This window comes from Acinetobacter sp. 70_2 (assembly GCF_056736115.1).
On the sequence record NZ_JBWZIP010000015.1, the window covers coordinates 1,936,596 to 1,956,301 of the forward strand.

Annotated in this window: 18 protein-coding genes and 1 tRNA gene; 9 read left to right on the forward strand and 10 right to left on the reverse strand. The window is 34.3% G+C overall.

Translation table 11 applies throughout. The annotated features are described in order from the left end of the window. Positions 1-339: 339 nt before the first annotated feature. Both AC1PJ9_RS18160 and AC1PJ9_RS18165 read left to right on the forward strand, forming a co-directional pair. On the forward strand, positions 340-699 hold the full coding sequence (locus tag AC1PJ9_RS18160) for a hypothetical protein (protein WP_000416091.1): 360 nt from the start codon (positions 340-342) through the stop codon (positions 697-699). A gap of 237 nt (positions 700-936) precedes the next feature. Continuing rightward, on the forward strand, positions 937-1,407 hold the full coding sequence (locus AC1PJ9_RS18165; protein WP_311088009.1) for a hypothetical protein: 471 nt from the start codon (positions 937-939) through the stop codon (positions 1,405-1,407). 117 nt (positions 1,408-1,524) lie between these two features. Here AC1PJ9_RS18165 and AC1PJ9_RS18170 read toward each other — a convergent pair whose 3' ends face one another. The 3 genes from AC1PJ9_RS18170 to AC1PJ9_RS18180 all read right to left on the reverse strand — a co-directional run bounded on the left by AC1PJ9_RS18170 (position 1,525) and on the right by AC1PJ9_RS18180 (position 3,468). Then, positions 1,525-2,010, reverse strand: a complete 486-nt coding sequence (locus AC1PJ9_RS18170) for a hypothetical protein (protein WP_311088010.1) — start codon at positions 2,008-2,010, stop codon at positions 1,525-1,527. Positions 2,011-2,184: 174 nt separating this feature from the next. Beyond that, positions 2,185-2,550 carry a hypothetical protein gene (locus AC1PJ9_RS18175; protein WP_311088011.1) on the reverse strand — a complete coding sequence of 122 codons (366 nt, stop codon included), beginning with the start codon at positions 2,548-2,550 and terminating at the stop codon, positions 2,185-2,187. Between the two features lie 366 nt (positions 2,551-2,916). Further along, positions 2,917-3,468, reverse strand: a complete 552-nt coding sequence (locus AC1PJ9_RS18180) for a TetR/AcrR family transcriptional regulator (protein WP_263613238.1) — start codon at positions 3,466-3,468, stop codon at positions 2,917-2,919. A gap of 48 nt (positions 3,469-3,516) precedes the next feature. Between AC1PJ9_RS18180 and AC1PJ9_RS18185 the strand changes: the two genes are divergently transcribed. After that, positions 3,517-3,666, forward strand: a complete 150-nt coding sequence (locus AC1PJ9_RS18185) for a hypothetical protein (protein WP_263613237.1) — start codon at positions 3,517-3,519, stop codon at positions 3,664-3,666. Between the two features lie 458 nt (positions 3,667-4,124). On the opposite strand, the gene AC1PJ9_RS18190 is transcribed toward AC1PJ9_RS18185, so the two are convergent. After that, positions 4,125-4,631 (reverse strand): hypothetical protein, encoded by a 507-nt coding sequence (locus tag AC1PJ9_RS18190; protein ID WP_263613236.1) that lies wholly within the window; start codon positions 4,629-4,631, stop codon positions 4,125-4,127. 173 nt (positions 4,632-4,804) lie between these two features. Further along, positions 4,805-5,683 carry a MetQ/NlpA family ABC transporter substrate-binding protein gene (locus tag AC1PJ9_RS18195; protein ID WP_311088012.1) on the reverse strand — a complete coding sequence of 293 codons (879 nt, stop codon included), beginning with the start codon at positions 5,681-5,683 and terminating at the stop codon, positions 4,805-4,807. Between the two features lie 820 nt (positions 5,684-6,503). On the opposite strand from AC1PJ9_RS18195, the gene AC1PJ9_RS18200 reads away from it, so the two are divergent. Together AC1PJ9_RS18200 and AC1PJ9_RS18205 are read left to right on the forward strand one after the other, a co-directional pair. Continuing rightward, on the forward strand, positions 6,504-7,592 hold the full coding sequence (locus tag AC1PJ9_RS18200) for a YjgN family protein (RefSeq protein WP_311088013.1): 1,089 nt from the start codon (positions 6,504-6,506) through the stop codon (positions 7,590-7,592). 20 nt (positions 7,593-7,612) lie between these two features. After that, positions 7,613-8,707: a M48 family metallopeptidase gene (locus tag AC1PJ9_RS18205; protein WP_311088014.1), complete on the forward strand. Its 1,095-nt coding sequence runs from the start codon at positions 7,613-7,615 to the stop codon at positions 8,705-8,707. Between the two features lie 174 nt (positions 8,708-8,881). On the opposite strand, the gene AC1PJ9_RS18210 is transcribed toward AC1PJ9_RS18205, so the two are convergent. Continuing rightward, positions 8,882-10,630 (reverse strand): FAD-dependent oxidoreductase, encoded by a 1,749-nt coding sequence (locus AC1PJ9_RS18210; RefSeq protein ID WP_311088015.1) that lies wholly within the window; start codon positions 10,628-10,630, stop codon positions 8,882-8,884. A 468-nt stretch (positions 10,631-11,098) separates the two neighbouring features. Here AC1PJ9_RS18210 and AC1PJ9_RS18215 point away from each other — a divergent pair, with 468 nt between their 5' ends. Next, positions 11,099-11,917, forward strand: coding sequence for a YqiA/YcfP family alpha/beta fold hydrolase (locus AC1PJ9_RS18215; RefSeq protein WP_311088016.1), 819 nt, complete (start codon positions 11,099-11,101; stop codon positions 11,915-11,917). 182 nt (positions 11,918-12,099) lie between these two features. On the opposite strand, the gene AC1PJ9_RS18220 is transcribed toward AC1PJ9_RS18215, so the two are convergent. After that, positions 12,100-13,527 (reverse strand): Na+/H+ antiporter NhaC family protein, encoded by a 1,428-nt coding sequence (locus AC1PJ9_RS18220; protein ID WP_311088017.1) that lies wholly within the window; start codon positions 13,525-13,527, stop codon positions 12,100-12,102. A 115-nt stretch (positions 13,528-13,642) separates the two neighbouring features. Between AC1PJ9_RS18220 and AC1PJ9_RS18225 the strand changes: the two genes are divergently transcribed. The 3 genes from AC1PJ9_RS18225 to AC1PJ9_RS18235 all read left to right on the forward strand — a co-directional run bounded on the left by AC1PJ9_RS18225 (position 13,643) and on the right by AC1PJ9_RS18235 (position 16,204). Further along, positions 13,643-14,521 (forward strand): LysR family transcriptional regulator, encoded by an 879-nt coding sequence (locus AC1PJ9_RS18225; protein WP_290013523.1) that lies wholly within the window; start codon positions 13,643-13,645, stop codon positions 14,519-14,521. Positions 14,522-14,601: 80 nt separating this feature from the next. Next, entirely contained in the window at positions 14,602-15,843 is a 1,242-nt protein-coding gene (locus tag AC1PJ9_RS18230) for a D-amino acid dehydrogenase (protein WP_311088018.1), read from the forward strand. A gap of 1 nt (position 15,844) precedes the next feature. Next, complete coding sequence (locus tag AC1PJ9_RS18235; protein ID WP_151741659.1) at positions 15,845-16,204, forward strand: RidA family protein; 360 nt, start codon at positions 15,845-15,847, stop codon at positions 16,202-16,204. Between the two features lie 309 nt (positions 16,205-16,513). Here the strand turns inward: AC1PJ9_RS18235 and AC1PJ9_RS18240 are convergent, their stop codons facing one another. The 3 genes from AC1PJ9_RS18240 to AC1PJ9_RS18250 form a co-directional block, all read right to left on the reverse strand. Next, positions 16,514-17,113: a hypothetical protein gene (locus tag AC1PJ9_RS18240; protein ID WP_311071989.1), complete on the reverse strand. Its 600-nt coding sequence runs from the start codon at positions 17,111-17,113 to the stop codon at positions 16,514-16,516. A 123-nt stretch (positions 17,114-17,236) separates the two neighbouring features. Then, a tRNA-Ser gene (locus AC1PJ9_RS18245) sits at positions 17,237-17,326 on the reverse strand. Between the two features lie 85 nt (positions 17,327-17,411). After that, positions 17,412-19,442 (reverse strand): oxidoreductase, encoded by a 2,031-nt coding sequence (locus tag AC1PJ9_RS18250; RefSeq protein ID WP_311088019.1) that lies wholly within the window; start codon positions 19,440-19,442, stop codon positions 17,412-17,414. Positions 19,443-19,706 lie beyond the last annotated feature (264 nt).

Sequence of the window (19,706 nt, forward strand, 5' to 3'; positions counted from 1 at the left end):
GGAACTTATAAAAAAACTTGCTCTTACTGTAAATCTGATCAAGCCAAATATTTACCTTGTTTCTGATCAATCACACATCACTTAGTCGCTTTTAGGTACAGGTTATCCATTAAAAAATGGTGCTTAAGACCTTTTTAAGAGATGATTATTAAAGTACAAGTGTTTACATGATCTATAAATATTTGTGCCAATGTTCAGCTAAAATCGTGGCTGACCAGGTATATCGTTGCGATCACCAATCCGGAAGAGACACTTCGCCATAAGTCGTGTTCTTTACCCACTTTACTGATTTTGCTCCATTCACTGCGTCGCTTAATGATGAAAGACAGGAAAAATTTTATGGAAAAAACGCTGCAATGCCCGAAGTGTGGTTCTACAGAAATTGAAACACGTGATCATGACAAACTACTTAAAACCACTGGCGGTGTTTTACTAACAGCTGCGGGAACAACAGCGGGTACTGTCGGCGGTGCTGCAACAGGTGCTTCTATAGGAGCAGCGATTGGTACAGTTGCTGGACCATTAGGTGTAATTGTTGGCGGTACTGTAGGCACATTTGTCGGTGCAATCAGTGCAGGTATTACTGGCGGTGTAGTTGGCAATATTTTTGGTAAAAAAGCAGGTGTAATGATCGACAAAAATATATTTCAGGACTACCGCTGCCTAAAATGCAAATACCGTTTTAAAGTAAAGAAATAACCCTATTTCATTAAGCTTAGTCTTAAAGCTTTTCTCATAATTTGAAAATAAAGGAAAGTTATCATTTAGGTTGCTTTCCTTCCCCTCTTATCTCATCTAGTTCAAAGAAAAATAATTTAATAACAATCTTTTATCGACACTATATTCTATGTATAGACTATAAAAATCAGTCATTTACTTTACGCTACTCATAAGATATGAAAGAATTGCGGCCTCATATAACTTTTGAAATTTAAAATGAGAAAAATATTATTTTTAAGTTTAGTCAGTATGTTTAGCTCGTATAGCTTTGCAGAAGATAATAATTCGGTTTATAGAGGACTTGGTACTGGGCCTCAGAATTTTTTAAAGTTCCAAATACTCAAACAAAAAGGCTTTTTAGCCAAGAAACCTAATATTTCACGAGCAGACTATAACGATATATACAAACTGAAAAAGCCTTATGAATTTATGGGACAAAACGTTGTACTCATTTCAGATGAATATATGTCTGAATATGTGGGCTGTTGTGTAAGTGAAGGTTGGGGAGCCGTATTTAAGCAAACTTCTAATTTGAAATTGATTGAAAAATTTGCGAAAACAAATCAATGTAGTGTCGGACCTATAGAGTCAACTAGTGATTACTATGGCTTTAAAATTCGTTCTCTGCCAAAAGGTAATTATTATGAATTATCATGCCGTGAACGTGACTTAGCTCAGTCTGAATAGATAGGGATTGCCTAACAGGAGGATAATATTAAAGCAAATAATTAAAATTTTCCTCCTGTAGATATTAATTATTAAAAAGTTAATCCATCATATCAATTTACTAATTAAATTTAAATTTCAGCATATAAATTCTAAGGTTGGATTTAATCGATAGTTTAAAACCCACTCTTTAATTAATTGAGGACTATCCTCTTTATTAATAAGTTTCATTGAAAGTTTATTTCCACTACTACTCAAAACATATAAGTTTAAAATATACTTATCTTCTGAAAATTTAAAAGGTTGATTTAATTTCCTACACTCTTCAACAATTTTCCGATTATTCATCATTGACTCTTGCACAAGAATATACAATTTATCAGAGACCTCTTTAAAGCCAACAAAAAATAAGTTTTTATTTCCAAATTGGATTTCAGTTTTTACACGGTTATTTAAATACAAATTATAATAGTAATTATTATTATAAATTACTCTATCAACACAAACATCTTTTGAAAGAAAACAGTTATATTTATTATCTATATTCGAAAAATTATTAATAATATATAAAATAAAAAATATAAAAAAAATTAATACCATCGATAAGATTTTAACAACCCTCATCACTCAACTCCTAAAGAAAAAATAAATTATATTTTCTTTATTTACATTTAAATAATTTAACTTTAAAAATTGATTAATAACATTAATACTTTTTATTATTCAATTTTTTATTGCAGTTTAAAATTCAAATATCCAATAAAAATTTGCATGTTAGCTCACAAACACAATAGAGATTTAATTGCAATAATCTATATTTACAAGCCATTTTTTAGTTTCCAACAGGTCATTTTTAATCTTTCTCTTATCATTTAAATATTTATTACTTACAAAATATTTAACTTGACACAAATTATTTTTATCATAAAGAGTTAAATCTTTTTCTGATATTCTCCTCATATCTTGTGCAATAAGCAATAATGGAATATATATATCAATACTCACATCGTCATGTTTCTGTAACTCTTTAATTATATATACATAATTAGTTAGATTCACAACAGTTGATGCATTAAAACCTTGTTGAAAATAATCATCCTTATTAACTCCCAAAGCTCTACAACCACCAAGAAAAACCATTAAAAAAATTAAAAAAAATCTCATATTACTTCCTTTTCAGCCAACAAAATCACAACCATATTATTTATTTTTTTGATTCCATATATTGTTACATAAAATCAACTGATTATAAAATTACAAATATCTTTTAGATTCATAATTTCTTTACTTTATTTCCTGCTTATTGAGTTGAATATAAACTACCTTTTCACAAAGTATTGAGACAACTTTATTATTCCGAATTTACTGCATAATAGTATTTAAATATTATAATAGGATATCCACCTCAAACAACCAAAAAGTAAGATTTTCCTAAATTCAGCTTATTCTTAGAACTTTAAATATGCTTTAGAAAAAGAGGAAAACCATTATTTAGATGATTTCCACCCATATTCTTTCTTATTTCTACTATCACACAGGCATAAAAAACCGCTCCACCACCGCATCTCTTTCATCCAAACAATCTGTACTTAAAAACTCAAACATCAAACCATCTATTAGGTTTAAAACCATATCGGCACTCGGCCTTAAGTCACGGGTTTCAATACTAAAAATCAAGTCAAAAATTTCATGATGCAGCCATTTTCGATACTCAACCGCCACACGGTAAGCCTGAGGATAAGCCACTTTAATTTCAAAAAAGGCTTTAAGTAATAAGTGGTATAAGCTGTTGTAATTAACATGTAAAACTATAATTTCTTTAAGCTTATCGGTTGATGTGCGATAATGGCTGGAGTAAATAATAGCGAGCACTTCTTCTTTTAATAGGCTTTTTTGAAAGGCAATACACATTTCAATCAAACCCTCTTTTGAACGAAAGTAATTATAAAGTGTGGCCTTTTGAACTTCAGACTCCTTAGCAATCAGGTCTACACCTGCTGTGTGAAATCCGTAAGTTGTAAATAGACGTATAGCAGTTCGAATAATGTGTAATTTTTTGGAAGAGGTTTCTAAATTTCGCATAGTTTTACCTTTTAAATTCTTGTTGTTTCTAAATGAGATAAAAAGCCTGTGCTCTTTCTGGGAGAAAAAAAGGCACAGCAAAGCCGTAAAGACTGTGCTTGGCACATCTCAAGTTTTATAGTTGATACAAGTTTTTTGAGCCGTAATGACTTAAAGCCTGAAAACCCTAAAGGTGATCAAGCTGCTTTAAATTTTTAAGTGGTGTCGTTATAGCTTTTGGCATCGAGAGCCAAGAAATAATGGATGTGCAAAGCCAACTCCTTTTTATTGGGAGTTCTGCCAAGACATTAAAATTATGGTGGCAGAACGAAAGGGGGTTCGCAGACTGGTCATAGATCCAGCACACCCAAAGGTGTCCCCCTCCCGTTCCACCGTAGAGGGGGCGCGAGGGTGTACACACTAAAAGTATAAAACTTTTAATGCCTCTATGAGACGGTCTGCGACAACCGACTGGCAATGTGGCCAGCAGGCAAAGAATAGTTCCCAACCCTCTTACAGTCAAGCACACAAAATGACATTTGTTTTAAATTAGATCATTAAAAAGTAAGGATAAATAATTAACAAGTTATTGTTAATTTGAGGTTTATAAAGCAGCTTAGTGATAGGCTGCTTTGAAACTAGACAAGTATTTTGTATAAGGGAGGATTATGTTGATTTTAGAAATAGTTTGAAAAGCGACTTCTACTAATCCTCGATTGTTTCTTTTTAAGAAGAATTAAAAATCCCCAATAACATAGACCAGGAAATAATATAAATATAATAAAAGTTATATCGGTATACATCATCCACCATTTTAGAGGTGCTTCTCCCTCCATAGATTCCATATAATTTATTTTTGGAGAAATTTCTCCTGTAAAAAGCCATCCTAAGAAAAAGAAAAATAGCGAGGTAATAATTGCCGAATTAATACAGATGGTCCACAAGTTTAGATAATTATAATGATTTAAAAGAATGGAAAAAATAAAGCTAAAGGGTACGGTCAAAATACAATAAGCTAAATAAACAAGACTATAACCTACAATACTAAGAAAAAATGCAGAAAAGATATCTAAGCTAAGTCTAACGTTATCCACATCCATAAATTTGAAAAAGAAATGCCATAAAAGTAATGGCAATGGAGTCAGCAATAAAGCTTTTTTAATTTGTTCACTTGAGTATTTCATTAACTTGATGTTCTTATATATTCAACAATCATATTATGATTATATATTATTAAAGAAAGCCATAAATAATTCACTTAATAAATTTTAATTAAAATACAATGTACTAAATAAAACAAAGCTAAGTCACGATTAACGTGACTTAGCTTTGCAAAATAATTTTAACTAAAAATTACTTATTTAATGTCTGCAAATTCGGAAACAGGCTTGTTCACTTCAACTTTTGTGCCACCGAATTTTTCACTCACGAATTTTTGTACTTTAGGTAAGTGGTAAAGTTCACCAAGTTTCGTATAGATCGGGTCATTTTTGTTGGCTTCAGCCACACCCAATAAATTGACATAAAGCTTAGTAGACTGGTCGATAGGCTCACGGAAGATAGCATCTTTCATTACATTGAGGCCACCCTCAAGTGCCAATGTATTACCAAGTACAATTGCATCTACGTCGTTTTTAACACGAACTGCTGTAGTCATTTGAATTGGTTTTAATTGTAAATTTTTAGGGTTTTCAGCAATGTCGTTCGTAGTCCCTTTTACAGGATCAAAGTTTGGTTTAAGTTTAATCAGTTTAGCTGATTGTAATAATATTAATGCACGAGCTTCGTTAGCAGTATCGTTTGGAATTGCAATGGTCGCGCCTTGTTGGAATTCATCAACAGTTTTAATTTTATTTGCATAAATACCCATTGGTTCCAAGTAAGTTGTCGCAACAGCTGCAACTTTCGCTGTATTTGAAGCATTGTAAGCTGCCAAATAGTTAAATGACTGGAACGCATTTACATCTTGTTCACCATTTGCGACAGATGTATTGAGCACAACATAGTCAGTCAAATTGGTCACTTGAAGTTTAATACCCGCTTCTTTAGTCTCAGGAAGCGTTGCAACATATTTCCATACATCCGTATCTGAACCTGTTGAAACCAGTTTAATTGTTCGAACAGACTCAGTTTTGTCTTTGGTTGTTGCAGTATTTTCAGTTTGTGCAGGTTGTTTATTACATGCAGTCAGTGTTAGTACAGATGCGCTGAACAATACACTAAATAATTTTTTCATAGGTAAATCCTAAAATAGGAAACGCCTACCCTACAAAAGAGTGAGACATTCCCAACCATTGGGTCGAAATGCAATATTTGGCCGGAAATAATTTCCAGATATAGGGTTTAGAAGCCTGAATTCAGCACTATTCATTCCTTGAACTTGCTCGCTAAACAATAGAATTATGTTTTGAAACAGCCTCTAAATATGGGATCATCATATATCAACAAGTGAATATTCTACAAATAACTTGTTCAATTCTGATGTATAGTCATGCTCACAGCAACATATTGAAAACATAAACATTTTTCAAATACCACATACATATTTGATTTATATGAAATTTTCAGGATTTGTTATCACCTTTTTAGCTAAATACGGGTGAAATTTATATTTTTTGCATATAAAAGCCTTTCCTTCTACAGGTCTTTCGAATTTGAGGAAGCGATAAAAGTCACATTAAAAACATAAGCTATTTATATAAATTATTTTTTATTATTTAAGTTTTTACTAACAATAAATTTTATCAAGATAACTTGTATTAATTCTAAGTAAAGTGAACAACAGGAAATGAATGATGCAGCAAAATTTCAGTTCAAATTAGAATTACTACTAAATTTACAATCACAATAAGTCACCAATGCCTTTAAACCTATTATTTATACTTCTCGCGATAAGCTTTCTGTCTCGAATAATTCAACAGAAAAGTGCTAATAAATTATTGCTCGCTTTTCATTCTATTTATTTCAATTCATAAAAAATATATAATAATCTCAATAGCTTTCTAATTATCTATTACCTTCATTCATGATCATATATTTTCAATAAAGAGAATAAAATGCAAGACCAAGCTTTAACCTCACTTCCTCAAGATTTAAATGAGGATCAAAATATTACAACTCCACCAATTTCACACTCAGGAATTTATCATTTTAAGTTTCATGGTAATGCCTCAGAATATTTTGGAATCTGGATCGTTAATATTCTTTTGACTATTATTACTTTAAGCTTATATGCGCCTTGGGCTAAAGTTCGTCGCTTACGCTATTTCTATGGTAATACAGAATTTTTTGAACGCCGCTTTGATTTTACTGGTATTCCAACCAAGATTTTGATTGGACGTTTAATTGCATTAGGAATTTACGTAGTATTTGCAATTTCATCACAGTATTCAATGATTGCGACTGTGGTTGGACTAGTTGCATTATATACAGCAGTACCTTGGCTAATTCGCGCTACTTTGCGTTTTACTGCAAGAAATAGTAAGTTCGGCAATACACGTTTTTATTTTGGTGGAACGATAAAAGAATCTTATAAGGTCTTTCTTTTGAGTATATTGGTATATATTTTCACTCTAGGAATCTTTACTCCTGTAGCTATTTGGCTATATAAAAAATATTATCTTAACAACTTATATGCTGGACAGTTAAATTTTAAATTAAACGCGAAATGGTCTGCATATATGGCTGCAGTTTATATCCCCCTTTTTATTGCAATTGGTATAATTGCTATTTTTTCAATTATTTACTTTGCTATTGCTGGAGCAGTTTCTGGGTTCTCACCGAACGCTGTAATCTTCGGAATATTCATGATGTATGCGATTATTGGATTATTTATTTATCCATTAATTGCTGCGCGTATTTTTATTACCACATGGAACAATACTACAGTTGGGAACAGCCAATTTAAAACAGATTGTAACCAATGGCGTTTTGCATGGATTATCGCATCGAACTGGATTGTAAAAATCTTAACAATAGGTTTAATGTCTGCTTGGGCTGCAGTTCGCATTCACAAATACCAGATTGAATCGATGAGTTTAATTTTATTAGATGATCCAGATCAAATGATGAATCTAGCTCAACAAGAGCAAAGTGCTTTAGCTGAAGAAATCAGTGATATTTTTGATATCGACATCTCTTTATAATAATCTGAGTTTAATAATTTATGTCCCACGCAGTAGATATCACTTTCTATGATGGCCTAGTGTCTAAACCACACCGTGCTCAGATTTCAGCTCAATCTGAATCTGAAGTTTTAATTCGGTATGGTGAGCAATTAGAACAACAGCGTTATTATCAATATACTGATATGAAATTGATTGGTGCGCTGGGACAGTTACACCCAGTAATTGAATTATCTGATGATGCACGAATTGAATTTCATAGTGCATTACCTGAATGGTTTAATTACGCAACTAAAAAGGTTCAACATTCGATCTGGAAATTTGAACGTTCTCCGGGTCTTATTCTTTTTAGTGTAATTTTTGTGATTACTTTCGCAATCAGTCTAGTCAAATGGGGTGTTCCAGCCACATCTCATTATCTTGCTTTTCAATTACCTGAGAATACTTTAAAGAAACTAGGCGATGAAGCCGAGAATTATGTATTAAATAATTGGACTGCACCCAGCCAATTGACACAAACCCAAAAAGACCAAATTACTAAACAGTATTTGAATACTGTTGCTGAAAACAGACCAGCTAAATTAGTCTTTCGTAAAGGCGATCAGTTAGGGGCAAATGCTGTAGCACTACCCAATAATACAATTATTATCACAGATGAACTGATCAAATTGGCACATACTAATCAGGAAATCTTAGGCGTATTAGCCCATGAACAAGGCCATTTGGTTTATCGCCATAGTTTACAACAAGGGTTAACTAGTTTAGGTCTAAGTATATTATACATTGCAATGACAGGAGATAATTCAGACTTATTTACCTCATTACCAGCCGCTATGATTGGTGCAAATTACTCACGGAAATTTGAGTCCGAAGCCGATCTATATGCTTTACAGTTGATGGATAGAAAGCATATCGAAGTCTCACACTTTGCAAATTTCTTACAACGTTTAAGCGATACAACAGAAGAAAGTATCGATAAAAAGAATCATTCCAATCCACCAACTTCTCAAGAAGAATCTTCAGCTAATAAATTATCTACAGCTGTTCTTGATACTTTATCCTCTCATCCTGCAACTGAAGAACGTATTCGAATGGTTCATGATTTTGAGAAAAAACAAAGGCTAAATATTAAATAGTAGAAAATGAGGATTCATTCCCAAGACACTATGAAAGATAAAATTAAACTGAAATCTAATTCTGCCCCCCCTCAATCCAAATATTTATATAGGTTTCTAAGCATTAAATCATTCACATAAAAAAAGCCCCTGCTTTTAACAGAGGCTTTTCGAATTTGGTGAAGCAGTGAAATACTAATTCAAACTAAGTATGGATGATATAGCACTATGCAATTCATCTTCTGCATTTTCAATTTCATTGCTTGTCCAAGCAATATAGCCGTCTGGTCTAATCAGCATGCATTCATTTTCATCATTAGTCCAAGAGCGTGAAAGCTCTCCATAAGAGTCTTCGACCTCTCTTTTGGGGCCTACCTGTATAACGTTAATATCCAAGTTAAGCTGTCTATTCAGGTTATCTACAGCAAGTTTCCATTTATCACCTTGCAACCCACAGAATAGCGTAAACTTTCCATTTCCAATTAAGTCTAAAGTTGAGATTTTTCTATGATTTTTGACTAACCATACATGAGGAAGTTTATGGCCAGAAGTAAATGAGGGATAATAATAAAGATCTTCATCTCGACAAGAATCTAATTCATTTTCAATATTATGTTCTGCGCCAATAATTGCAGATGAATGATACCGTACATTAGTTTCTACTCCTAAGGCAGCAAATTCATAAGCTTTATATTCAATTGCAGATCTTAAATCACGGCGTTTAACAGCACCTTTTTCATTACTCTCACTTAAAGCATTAATGCTTTTTTGCATTGTCTCTATACTGTACTTTCCATCTAACTCTAAAGCAGAAAATATTGTAGAGAACTCTCTAACACTTTGATTCGCTCGTTTAACAATTCGCTCACCAACAGGTGCTCTTTCTTCATTAAAACTGTCTAATAAACCACTACCCGCTTTGCCATTCAATACAAATGCTAATTTCCAACATAAGTTATAGGCATCTTGTATCGATGAGTTTGAACCGAGTCCATTCGAAGGTGGATGGCGATGGACAGCATCGCCAATACAGAAAACTCGACCTTTCGAATATTGTTCAGCATACATTTCATTGACTGTCCATAACGACTTGCTACTTATGCTTATTTCAATGTCGTTATCGCCAATAAGCTGTTTGCAAATCGCGATCGCCTCATCATCGGTAAGAGATGGTTCCTCTTTTTCAATGTCATACCCCCAAACAATCTGCCATTCATTCCAAGGTCTGACCATACGTAACAACCCTAGCCCAATCCCTCCAATATTTGCTCCAGGTTGTATAATCCACCAGAGGTAGCCAGGTCGATGCGAAACGTATTTGGTTAAATCGGCTTTAAAAATAATGCTGATACTGCCACTTTTCCCCATTTTACCAGCCATAGGTAAATCTAAATCTTTTACGACTTGGCTGCTTGCACCATCAGCTCCGATTAAATACTTACATCGGATTAAGTATGTTTGTTTAGTTAATCTATCTAAAACAGTGACAGTTACACCATCCTCATCTTGCACATGAGATAAATATTCCGTATGAAATCTTGGATGGCTGCCTCGTGATGCAGCATTTGAAAGCAAAATAGGTTCAAATAGGTGTTGAGGAAGATCGCACTGTTCACAAGGGCTCGCTTTCGCATACTCTGACATTCTTTCTGGATGATTCATTCCATAAGGAAAACGTCCAATTTCATCACCCGTTAAAGATGTGCAATAAACAACATCTCCCATAACTTCTTTTGGTGCTGCTTTTGCAATTACTTCATCAGAGATCCCCAAGTCTCGGACAACTTCCATGGTTCTTTGACTGATATAATGGGCACGCGGACTGTTTGCCAGCCATCTATATTTAGTTATTATGATATTTCTGATTCCATAAGTACTTAACATAAGTGCAGCAGAAGAACCAGCCGGACCACTCCCAACAATTAAAACATCAGTTTCTAACATTTTTATCCTATTACTTACATATTTTTAGCAGCTAAATAGTTATTGTGTACATTTAAAGCAAATAAATATCTTAAACATAATATTGCTTCAAAAACTCTTTAGACCAATTGGGGTTAAAGTCTTTACTATATTAATTTTTAAATAAATCTATAAAATATATAAAACAGACTCCTATATCTTTATAGATTTATTTTCCAACAAATAAGGTAAAGTTTTAAAAAAACAATAATCTAGAGCCTAAAATAAATATAACATTTAGTTTTTGTTTGTGACATTGGCAAATCCCTACACAATATATTTTTTGACTGTACTTCTTCACTCAGTGATTTTTTTTATTTTTAAACAAAGGTTTTTATTTATTAAAACAGTATAATTTATACTTTTAAAATAAAATTATAGAGCCATTATGTACTCAATTTTACTTTGTACAAACGAGCACTCTCAACACCTCTAATAGGAATATGAGTTATGGAAAAACAAGAAATTATATCGATTGTAGATAGATATTTTTCTAATCCTATTTCTAAAGTAACGAATTTTCCTACGCATAAGCTAAAAAATAATGCACCTACTGAAAATGAAAATTCTTTCTTCTTTCTACATGACTTTGGTACTTATGAATTAGAAGCTAAATTCAATTATTGTGATGGCTTTCCACAGAAAATCGCTTTATTGATACATGGTGGCAACTCTGATTTGAGTTCTTTAAGTCCTTTGGAAAATCTACTTAGAAGTAAAAATATTGGAACGCTTTCATTCAATTTAAGTGGTTTAAATAATACAAGTGAAACGAAATCATCTTTATCTCAGAATATAAATGAAAGTATGGTTTTTTATCGCCTTCTAAAAAAAGTGGATATTGTTATTGGTTATAGTTTAGGCGGTTATATTGCAATTAATTTAGCGAAAAATTTTCAAATTGATCGATTGATTTTGTTATGCCCAGCAATATATTCAGATCAAGCAGTCAAAAAAATATATGGAAATGAATTTAAAGATGAAATTTCCAAACCTTATAGCTTTTATTCATCATCAATTTGGCATTTTTTAATGGAATATAAAAGAGAAATCACAATAGTTTATGGCGAGTTAGATGGTATAAAAACAGATAATGGAAAGTCAAAAGGATTTTATGAAATTAATGGTATTACGAAGTACTCCCCCATTCCCTATGAAATAGTCCAAACTATAAAAAAAATTTCCATGCGAAAAGCTAACTTTAATTTCATAATTGAGAAAGATAAAGATCATTACCTCTTAAAAAATATCAGAAATTATAATTTTTAAAAATATTGATTAGATTGGACTGTAAAGGGTTTTCTTCTTATTAAAAGTGAATAGATTGAATTTTAAACTCCTACTATGTTAAATGAATTTGTTATCGTCGCAAAAATAAAGCCCCTTAAACGTTCTAGTTCAAAAGGCTTTTAAAATTCATTTAAATAAGAAATAGCTTTAATTTTTAGGGGCTAATTCAAAATCTGAAACAATACCGCAAAGAGTAGAATATTTGCGATCACTATGGCCCAACCACCATATAGCATGTATTTCAGTTGACTTGAACGTGCTAACCCCATTTGACCAAACATATCAGAAGATGGAAAAGGACCAAACCAGTCTACTTGGGAGCTTGATAATAAAACTGCTGTAACCGCTACAGGTGGAACACCATTTGCCAGTAAAATTGGTCCAAAAATTTTATTGGTAAAAGTCATTTGTGCAACAGCTGCCCCTGGAATATGCCCCACAATATTAAATAAGAAAATACCAAAACACAGCATAGCAGGACTTAAGTCGACCAAATACGGTGTCGCATTATCTAATAGTGTTTGGTAAGCATTGAGTTTTTCAACAAGAACTAAAATTGGATTGTATAACCAGTAAAGAATAAACATCCAGACTAATTTACCGCACCCCTCATAGAGTGCTTCCAAAATTTGTTTAGGACTAAAACCCGCAACGAGGCCTGTTAATGTGGCAACAGTGAGCATCACAATAATTGCAAAACTAAAGCCTGCTTTAAAAATAATTCCAAGTATTGCCATCACGATAATTGTGCCAATAAATACAATTGCTGCACGTTTACTTCTTTTTAATTCAGAGGCACTTTCTATTTTTTCAGAAGATTCTAAGAAATTCTCATTATAGGTATATTTTCCGAAAGTCCACTTTTGGATATAGCCAGACATAAACCAGCCTGTCAAAAGTGTGACAACACTCATAGGTATGGCACAAGTGCTCAAATATTGCGGATAGGTCAAGCCACCCAACTCTAAAATAGTCACTGTACTTGGTGTAAAAGGTCCTATAAAGAGACCGACAGAGCCTGCCGTCATCAAAAGCAAAGCAACGGTGGGCGGCGTTAAACCAACTGCCGCAGCAATGGGAATAATGACAGCAACAATAATGGCATTACCACCTGCCATAGTACCCAATGAACCACAAATAACAACTGATGAAATCATGATGCCAAGTTTCACGCGAGGAATACTTGAAAGCCCGACTTTATGGACAATAAATTTGACCAATTCTTTCGCTGCGCCTGTTCGGTTGGCAACTTCACCAACCCCGGCTCCCAACATAATAATAAGACCTACAGTCGCAATAAATGAGCCCGTAGACTTTGCAAGAATTCCACCTAATTCAAATACACTGGTAGATGTCATTATCACACTGATAATAATCGCAATAATAACAGCAAGGACAATATCGAGACCGATAACAGTTAAGAGCGCCAAGGCAAAAATAGGTAATAACCCAATTAAACCGACCTCCTCTATTGGTAGGCCTTTTGCATAAAATGCTAAAGCAAAGCTAAGAATAATAATGGTGATAAGGGCAATATTTTTAGGTGTCCTTATATTAGGTATTGTTATAGAAGATTGCTCAACTGACATATGTATCACTCCTTGATCATTGGGCATTGAATTTCATACCAATTTACAAGGGTTCATTGACATTAAATAATGAATTCTAATAGATTACCTATAACTATTAGTTATGTGCTCATTTATGAATCTTCGACACCTAGAGATATTCTATTTAGTCATGCTTTTTGGTTCACTCACAGAGGCTGCATCATCGTTATGTATTTCACAGCCTGCCGCAAGTAAATTGCTCAAACATGCAGAGCAACGGCTTGGTTTTGCACTATTTAAACGGGTCAAAGGAAAATTACAGCCAACCAAAGAAGCCTATACTTTGTATGATGAAATTAAGCCAATTTATGAAAAAATAAATGAATTAAATAAGTTGACGGATAATTTAGCAAGAAATACTCAAGGGCAAATCACACTCGGATGTTTACCCAGTTTAGGTTTAAGCCTCATTCCCAAATTAACTGCAAAATTTCTAAAAAAATACCCTGATGTTTTTGTCAATATTGGTACCGATCATACTCAAGCACTAGAGCAAAAATTATTAAGACGTGAAATTGATATTGCGGTGACGTTCCAGCCCCATACTCAGCATGGCATTATTGCCACACCTGTTCTGGAAATTCCTCTGGTTTACATTGACTCTAAGCCTATTGATGCAAAGCAAGATATTCATTCAATTGATGAAAACAGGTGGATTCAACCCTACTCAGATTCCCTCATGCAAGTCGTAAAAAAGTATAGAACGTTTAATAAAAGTATTGTGAATGTACAAACCTACTATATGGCGAGTGAACTGGTACGCGAAGGTTTAGGCTGTAGCATTACCGATATTTATACTGCTGCGCACTCCTTACCAAATCATATGATTCACCCAGTAAAACCAAGTTTGTATACCACAATTTATATTTTAAAAAATGCCAATGTAAGTACGACCAAAGCGACGGAAGATTTTATTGAATTAATAAAAAGAGAAATTGCCTCGATGACGCCATCGATTAACCAAAAGTTATGAGTACTATGTAAAAACTCATTTGTTTAACCCTTTTTCTTCTTCTTTAATACAAATGTGTGTTGCAAATATAGCATGGAAGAATGAAAAAACATGTCGTTGTCATTGGTGGTGGAGTCATTGGTTTAAGTACAGCCTATGCACTTATTCAAGCAGGTCATAAAGTTACAATAGTGGAAGCGAATGACAAGATTGGCTGCCAGACAAGTTTTGCAAATGGTGGTCAACTCAGTTATCGCTATGTTGCACCTTTAGCGGATGCAGGCGTTCCATTTCAGGCGCTGCAATGGTTAGGAAAAGCCCATTCGCCTTTAAACTTTAAATTGAATTTTTCACCTCTTCAATGGTCGTGGTTATTCCAATTCCTCATAGCATGTAATCGTAAAGACAATATTGTGAACGGCAATCATATTTTACGGTTATCCCTATATAGTCAAAGTATTATGTCTAAATGGCGTGATGAAATTGATGATTTTGACTGGGTAAAATCAGGAAAAATGATTATTCATCGCAATGAAAAAGCATTTAAAAAAGCAGCATTAACGATAGATCCAACTGTACAAAAAGTGCTTTCACCGGAAGAAACCGTTCAACTTGAACCTGCATTGAAAGGTATTGGATCTACATTAGTGGGTTCAATTTATACACCAGATGATGAAACAGCAGATTGCTACAAATTTTGTTTAGCTTTGTATAAAGCACTAGAAAAGAGTCGTAACTTCACATGCTTATATACACATGAAGTGACAGATTTTTTTGCAGAAAATAATAAAATTACTGCGATTGAAACAAATCAAGGACGTATAGAAGCAGATGAATTTGTCGTTGCTGCGGGCAATAGCAGTACTGCACTTTTTAATATGGTAGGTATTTCAGTCCCAGTTTATCCATTAAAAGGATATAGCCTGACTCTACCATTCCCAGAAAAAACCAATGTTGTACCCAATATGAGCGTAACCGATTATGCAAATAAAATTGTATATGCAAAATTGGGGAATCAGCTTCGCATTGCCGCAATGGTCGATATTGGCTATCAAGATATCTACATTCGAAAAGAACGTATAAATGCATTGAAAGATACGGTACGAAAAACATTTCCCGATTTATTGGGTGTAAATACTGCACAAGAATGGAGTGGTTTACGTCCATCCACCCCTACCGGCTTACCCATTTTGGGTCGCAAGAAATATTTGAATTTATGGGCAAATATTGGCCAAGGTAGTTTAGGTTTCACATTAGCTGCTGGTTGTGCCATGGTCATTAGTCAGTTAATTAGCCAAGCAACATCACCAATTACATTAGATGGTTTATCTCTGGAGAAATAAAATGAGTCATGACATTCAACGTATTGACACAAATGCACGTTTATCAGGTTGTGTGCTTCATAACGGTTTAGTGTATGTTTCGGGTCAAGTTCCAACAACTTTAGATGCTGATGCCAAGCAACAAACTTTAGAAGTTCTAGCAAAAATTGATGCTTTACTGGAACAAGCTGGTAGTGATAAAAGCCGTATTTTAACTGCACAAATTTGGATTAAAAATATTGCCGAAGATTTTGCAGTGTTCAATGAATGTTGGGAAGCATGGTTACCAGATGGAGCAGCACCAGCACGCGCGGCTATTCAAGCAGATTTGGCACGTCCGCAAGTATTAGTAGAAGTAATGGTTACGGCGAGTGTTAAATAATATTTTTAAAGTCAAGCTAGTAAATTTGCTAGCTTGATTAACTCACTCTCAATTATAACCACTCATCAACTCGATGTTGCACATATTTATAGGTAGTACTGGTCGCCTTATCCTTACTAAGTACTTTACGAATTGATTTTAATCTGACCAGTTAGTTAGGCTAAGACAAAATAAATTTTCAAAAGACATTTTTAAAATTTTTATAGTAAAAAATTAGAGCCTAACAATATCTACTGTAATGATTTGATGAGTAAATACAATATATATTCAAATAATTTTTAGATAAAATTTACTAAAAATTAAATTATATTAATTAACAAAATGTATTTCCTTTACTTCTTCATTTAAAATTTTCAATGCAGTTAGACAAATATCTAAATATTGATTATCTGTAATTTTTTTAGGATAGGTATTAGCATCAATATTAATAATTACCCCATTCCACGTAAAAAGCTTTCTAAATGTATTTGATTTACATGCCACATCACTACTCAAAAAATCAGCTTTACGATTATAATATTGTGGTGAATACATAAAAACTCGAAATCCACCTTCCACCACAATATCACCTTCCCACTTTTTCCCTATTAGTTTATCTATATCTATAACTCTAATAGTAAAACCATTAGCACCATAATATTTTCTTGATATTAACCAAAACCGACCACTACGCTTTATTAAAAAATATTTACGAGAGTCAAATTTTGGTAGTCGTGCGAAGTCTTCTTGTGTATAAGAGTCAAACTCTTCAGCTAGCCTAATCCTTTCCCGTTCCATATTTGAATGAATAAGAGCATCTTGATCTTTCTCTGTTAAAGGAACACATTTATATACAAGCCATGCTATAAAAATAATTAAAAGCAAAATCCATATAAAACCTTTAGTTGGTGTGTAGTTTTTTATTTTCATTTTTCCACCTTTAATAAACTAAGAATTAATGCACCTACATTTTGATGTGGGTTATTTTTTTTTGGGGGGGGGTAAAAGCATAGATAAAAAAAGCCCCTGCTATTAACAGGGGCTTTTCGAATTTGGCGGAAGCGGTGAGATTCGAACTCACGGAGGACTCACACCCTCGTCGGTTTTCAAGACCGGTGCATTAAACCGCTCTGCCACGCTTCCATGTGCGTAAGAATACAAAGCTTATTCATTTTATTCAAGAAAAATATCATCGCTTTGTGTTCAAGTGCATATTGTTTCATCAATTTTACAATCGAGCAGCTAATTCTGCTCCTTCTTTGATCGCACGCTTCGCATCTAGCTCTGCTGCGAGCTTTGCTCCACCAATAATATGGTAGTTCGCTATAGTCGACTCACCTTCTTTTGGCATTAAGTCTTTTACCGACTCTTGACCTGCACACACCACGACCGTATCTACACGTAAAAGCTGGTCTTGACCATTATGTTCAATCCAAAGCCCTTCATCAGTAACGGCTTTATATTGCACACCACGTAACATGCGTACACCATGCTTTTTAAGTTGTGCACGGTGTACCCAACCTGAAGTCTTGCCAAGACCAATACCGAGAGATGTTGTTTTACGTTGTAGTAAATAAATTTCACGTATTGCTGGTTCAACCACAGGTGGCTGCATACCACCTTCAGAAATATAATTCGGATCTGGGTCTACACCCCATTCACGTTGCCACTCTGCTAAAGGTTGAGGCTGTGGCTGATGTGGTGGTTTAAGTAAAAACTCAGATACATCAAAACCAATACCACCTGCCCCAATCACTGCAACTTTTTGTCCAACTTCTGCACCTTGTAAAACTTGAGCATAGGAAAGAACTTGTGGTGAATTACTTCCTTCAATTTTTAAAGCACGTGGTATTACACCCGTTGCCACAATAACTTCGTCAAAACCTTCACGCTCAAGTTGCTCACGATTTACACGAGTGTTTAAACGTACATCTACCCCTGTTTTTTGAAGCTGTACTTTAAAGTAGCGAATTGTCTCGTGGAATTCCTCTTTACCTGGTACAACCTTGGCAAAATTGAACTGCCCACCTACATCTTTATTGGCTTCAAATAAAGTCACTGCATGACCACGGCTTGCCGCCACAGTTGCAGCAGACATACCTGCTACACCACCACCTACAACGGCAATACGTTTTGGCTGTTTAGTCTTTAAATAGACCAGTTCTGTTTCATGGCCTGCACGTGGGTTCACTAAACAAGACACACGTTTATTTTTAAAAGCATGGTCTAAACAGGCCTGGTTACACGCAATACAGGTATTAATTTCATCAACACGGTTGGTCGCAGTTTTATTTACCCAAAAAGCATCGGCCAATAAAGGACGAGCCATTTGAATCATGTCTGCCTTGCCAGTTGCCAAAATCTCTTCGGCAGTTTCAGGCATATTAATACGGTTAGATGCAATGACTGGAATTGAAATATGTTGTTTTACATGAGCCGTGTAATCGACAAATGCTGCACGAGGTACCGAGGTTACAATAGTTGGTACACGTGCTTCATGCCAACCAATACCCGTATTTAATAAAGTGACACCCGCTTTTTCTAAAGCTTTAGCAACAATCACCACTTCTTGCATGGTGTTACCGTCATGCACAAGATCGAGTAGCGATAAACGGAAGCAAATAATAAATTTTTCACCTACTTTCGCACGAATTGCTTTGACTATTTCAACCGGAAAACGCATACGGTTTTCGATTTCACCGCCCCAACGGTCAGTACGCTGGTTTACATGGCGACTTAAGAACTGGTTAATCAGATATCCTTCTGACCCCATAATTTCAACGCCATCATATCCTGCTTTTTTGGCAATGTCGGCGCACTGTGCATAGTCTTCAATGGTGCTGAGAATATTTTTTTCAGAAAGTTGACGCGGTTTAAATGGTGAAATTGGAGATTTAATTGCTGTTGAAGACACAACAAATGGTTGGTAACCATATCGGCCAGCGTGCAAAATCTGCATTAAGATTTTAGAGCCATGTTTATGAACAGCATGCGTTACTAGGCGATGCTGAGGAATATCAAATAAGCTATTCATAGTACCGCCAGCTGGAGCCAACCAGCCTTGACGGTTCGGAGAAATACCTCCCGTCACAATCAGACCAACCCCACCTTTGGCACGTTCTTCAAAATAAGCGGCCAGTTTTGGGTAGTTAAAAAAGCGGTCTTCTAATCCCGTATGCATAGAACCCATGACTACACGGTTTTTAATGGTAGTGAAGCCCAAATGTAATGGTTTTAATAAATTGGCGTAACTTGTCATGCTGCGTCCCAATATTTTTTTGCAACTTGTTGCATAGTACTTTAATACTTTTTTAACGATTTTGGATGACCAAGAATTATTTTTTATTCGAGATTATGGTCAATCTATATATAAAGAAGACAATCCTATGTTTTCTTCAAATAATAAATACCAATCATAACAAGTGAATTAATGCTTTTTTTGCCAAAAAAAGCACCATGAATAGTGCTACAATAGCCGCCATTCAGAATTCTCGAGACCACCTCAACGGGGTCTTTTTCATAA

What these genes read in the sequence shown, in the direction of transcription:
- AC1PJ9_RS18210 (WP_311088015.1), bottom strand. Translation starts at nt 10,630, where the DNA reads ATGTTAGAAACTGATGTTTTAATTGTTGGGAGTGGTCCGGCTGGTTCT.
- AC1PJ9_RS18200 (WP_311088013.1), top strand. Translation starts at nt 6,504, where the DNA reads ATGCAAGACCAAGCTTTAACCTCACTTCCTCAAGATTTAAATGAGGAT.
- AC1PJ9_RS18215 (WP_311088016.1), top strand. Translation starts at nt 11,099, where the DNA reads ATGGAAAAACAAGAAATTATATCGATTGTAGATAGATATTTTTCTAAT.
- AC1PJ9_RS18225 (WP_290013523.1), top strand. Translation starts at nt 13,643, where the DNA reads ATGAATCTTCGACACCTAGAGATATTCTATTTAGTCATGCTTTTTGGT.
- AC1PJ9_RS18160 (WP_000416091.1), top strand. Translation starts at nt 340, where the DNA reads ATGGAAAAAACGCTGCAATGCCCGAAGTGTGGTTCTACAGAAATTGAA.
- AC1PJ9_RS18235 (WP_151741659.1), top strand. Translation starts at nt 15,845, where the DNA reads ATGAGTCATGACATTCAACGTATTGACACAAATGCACGTTTATCAGGT.
- AC1PJ9_RS18230 (WP_311088018.1), top strand. Translation starts at nt 14,602, where the DNA reads ATGAAAAAACATGTCGTTGTCATTGGTGGTGGAGTCATTGGTTTAAGT.
- AC1PJ9_RS18250 (WP_311088019.1), bottom strand. Translation starts at nt 19,442, where the DNA reads ATGACAAGTTACGCCAATTTATTAAAACCATTACATTTGGGCTTCACT.
- AC1PJ9_RS18165 (WP_311088009.1), top strand. Translation starts at nt 937, where the DNA reads ATGAGAAAAATATTATTTTTAAGTTTAGTCAGTATGTTTAGCTCGTAT.
- AC1PJ9_RS18180 (WP_263613238.1), bottom strand. Translation starts at nt 3,468, where the DNA reads ATGCGAAATTTAGAAACCTCTTCCAAAAAATTACACATTATTCGAACT.
- AC1PJ9_RS18170 (WP_311088010.1), bottom strand. Translation starts at nt 2,010, where the DNA reads ATGAGGGTTGTTAAAATCTTATCGATGGTATTAATTTTTTTTATATTT.
- AC1PJ9_RS18195 (WP_311088012.1), bottom strand. Translation starts at nt 5,683, where the DNA reads ATGAAAAAATTATTTAGTGTATTGTTCAGCGCATCTGTACTAACACTG.
- AC1PJ9_RS18220 (WP_311088017.1), bottom strand. Translation starts at nt 13,527, where the DNA reads ATGTCAGTTGAGCAATCTTCTATAACAATACCTAATATAAGGACACCT.
- AC1PJ9_RS18205 (WP_311088014.1), top strand. Translation starts at nt 7,613, where the DNA reads ATGTCCCACGCAGTAGATATCACTTTCTATGATGGCCTAGTGTCTAAA.
- AC1PJ9_RS18190 (WP_263613236.1), bottom strand. Translation starts at nt 4,631, where the DNA reads ATGAAATACTCAAGTGAACAAATTAAAAAAGCTTTATTGCTGACTCCA.
- AC1PJ9_RS18175 (WP_311088011.1), bottom strand. Translation starts at nt 2,550, where the DNA reads ATGAGATTTTTTTTAATTTTTTTAATGGTTTTTCTTGGTGGTTGTAGA.
- AC1PJ9_RS18240 (WP_311071989.1), bottom strand. Translation starts at nt 17,113, where the DNA reads ATGAAAATAAAAAACTACACACCAACTAAAGGTTTTATATGGATTTTG.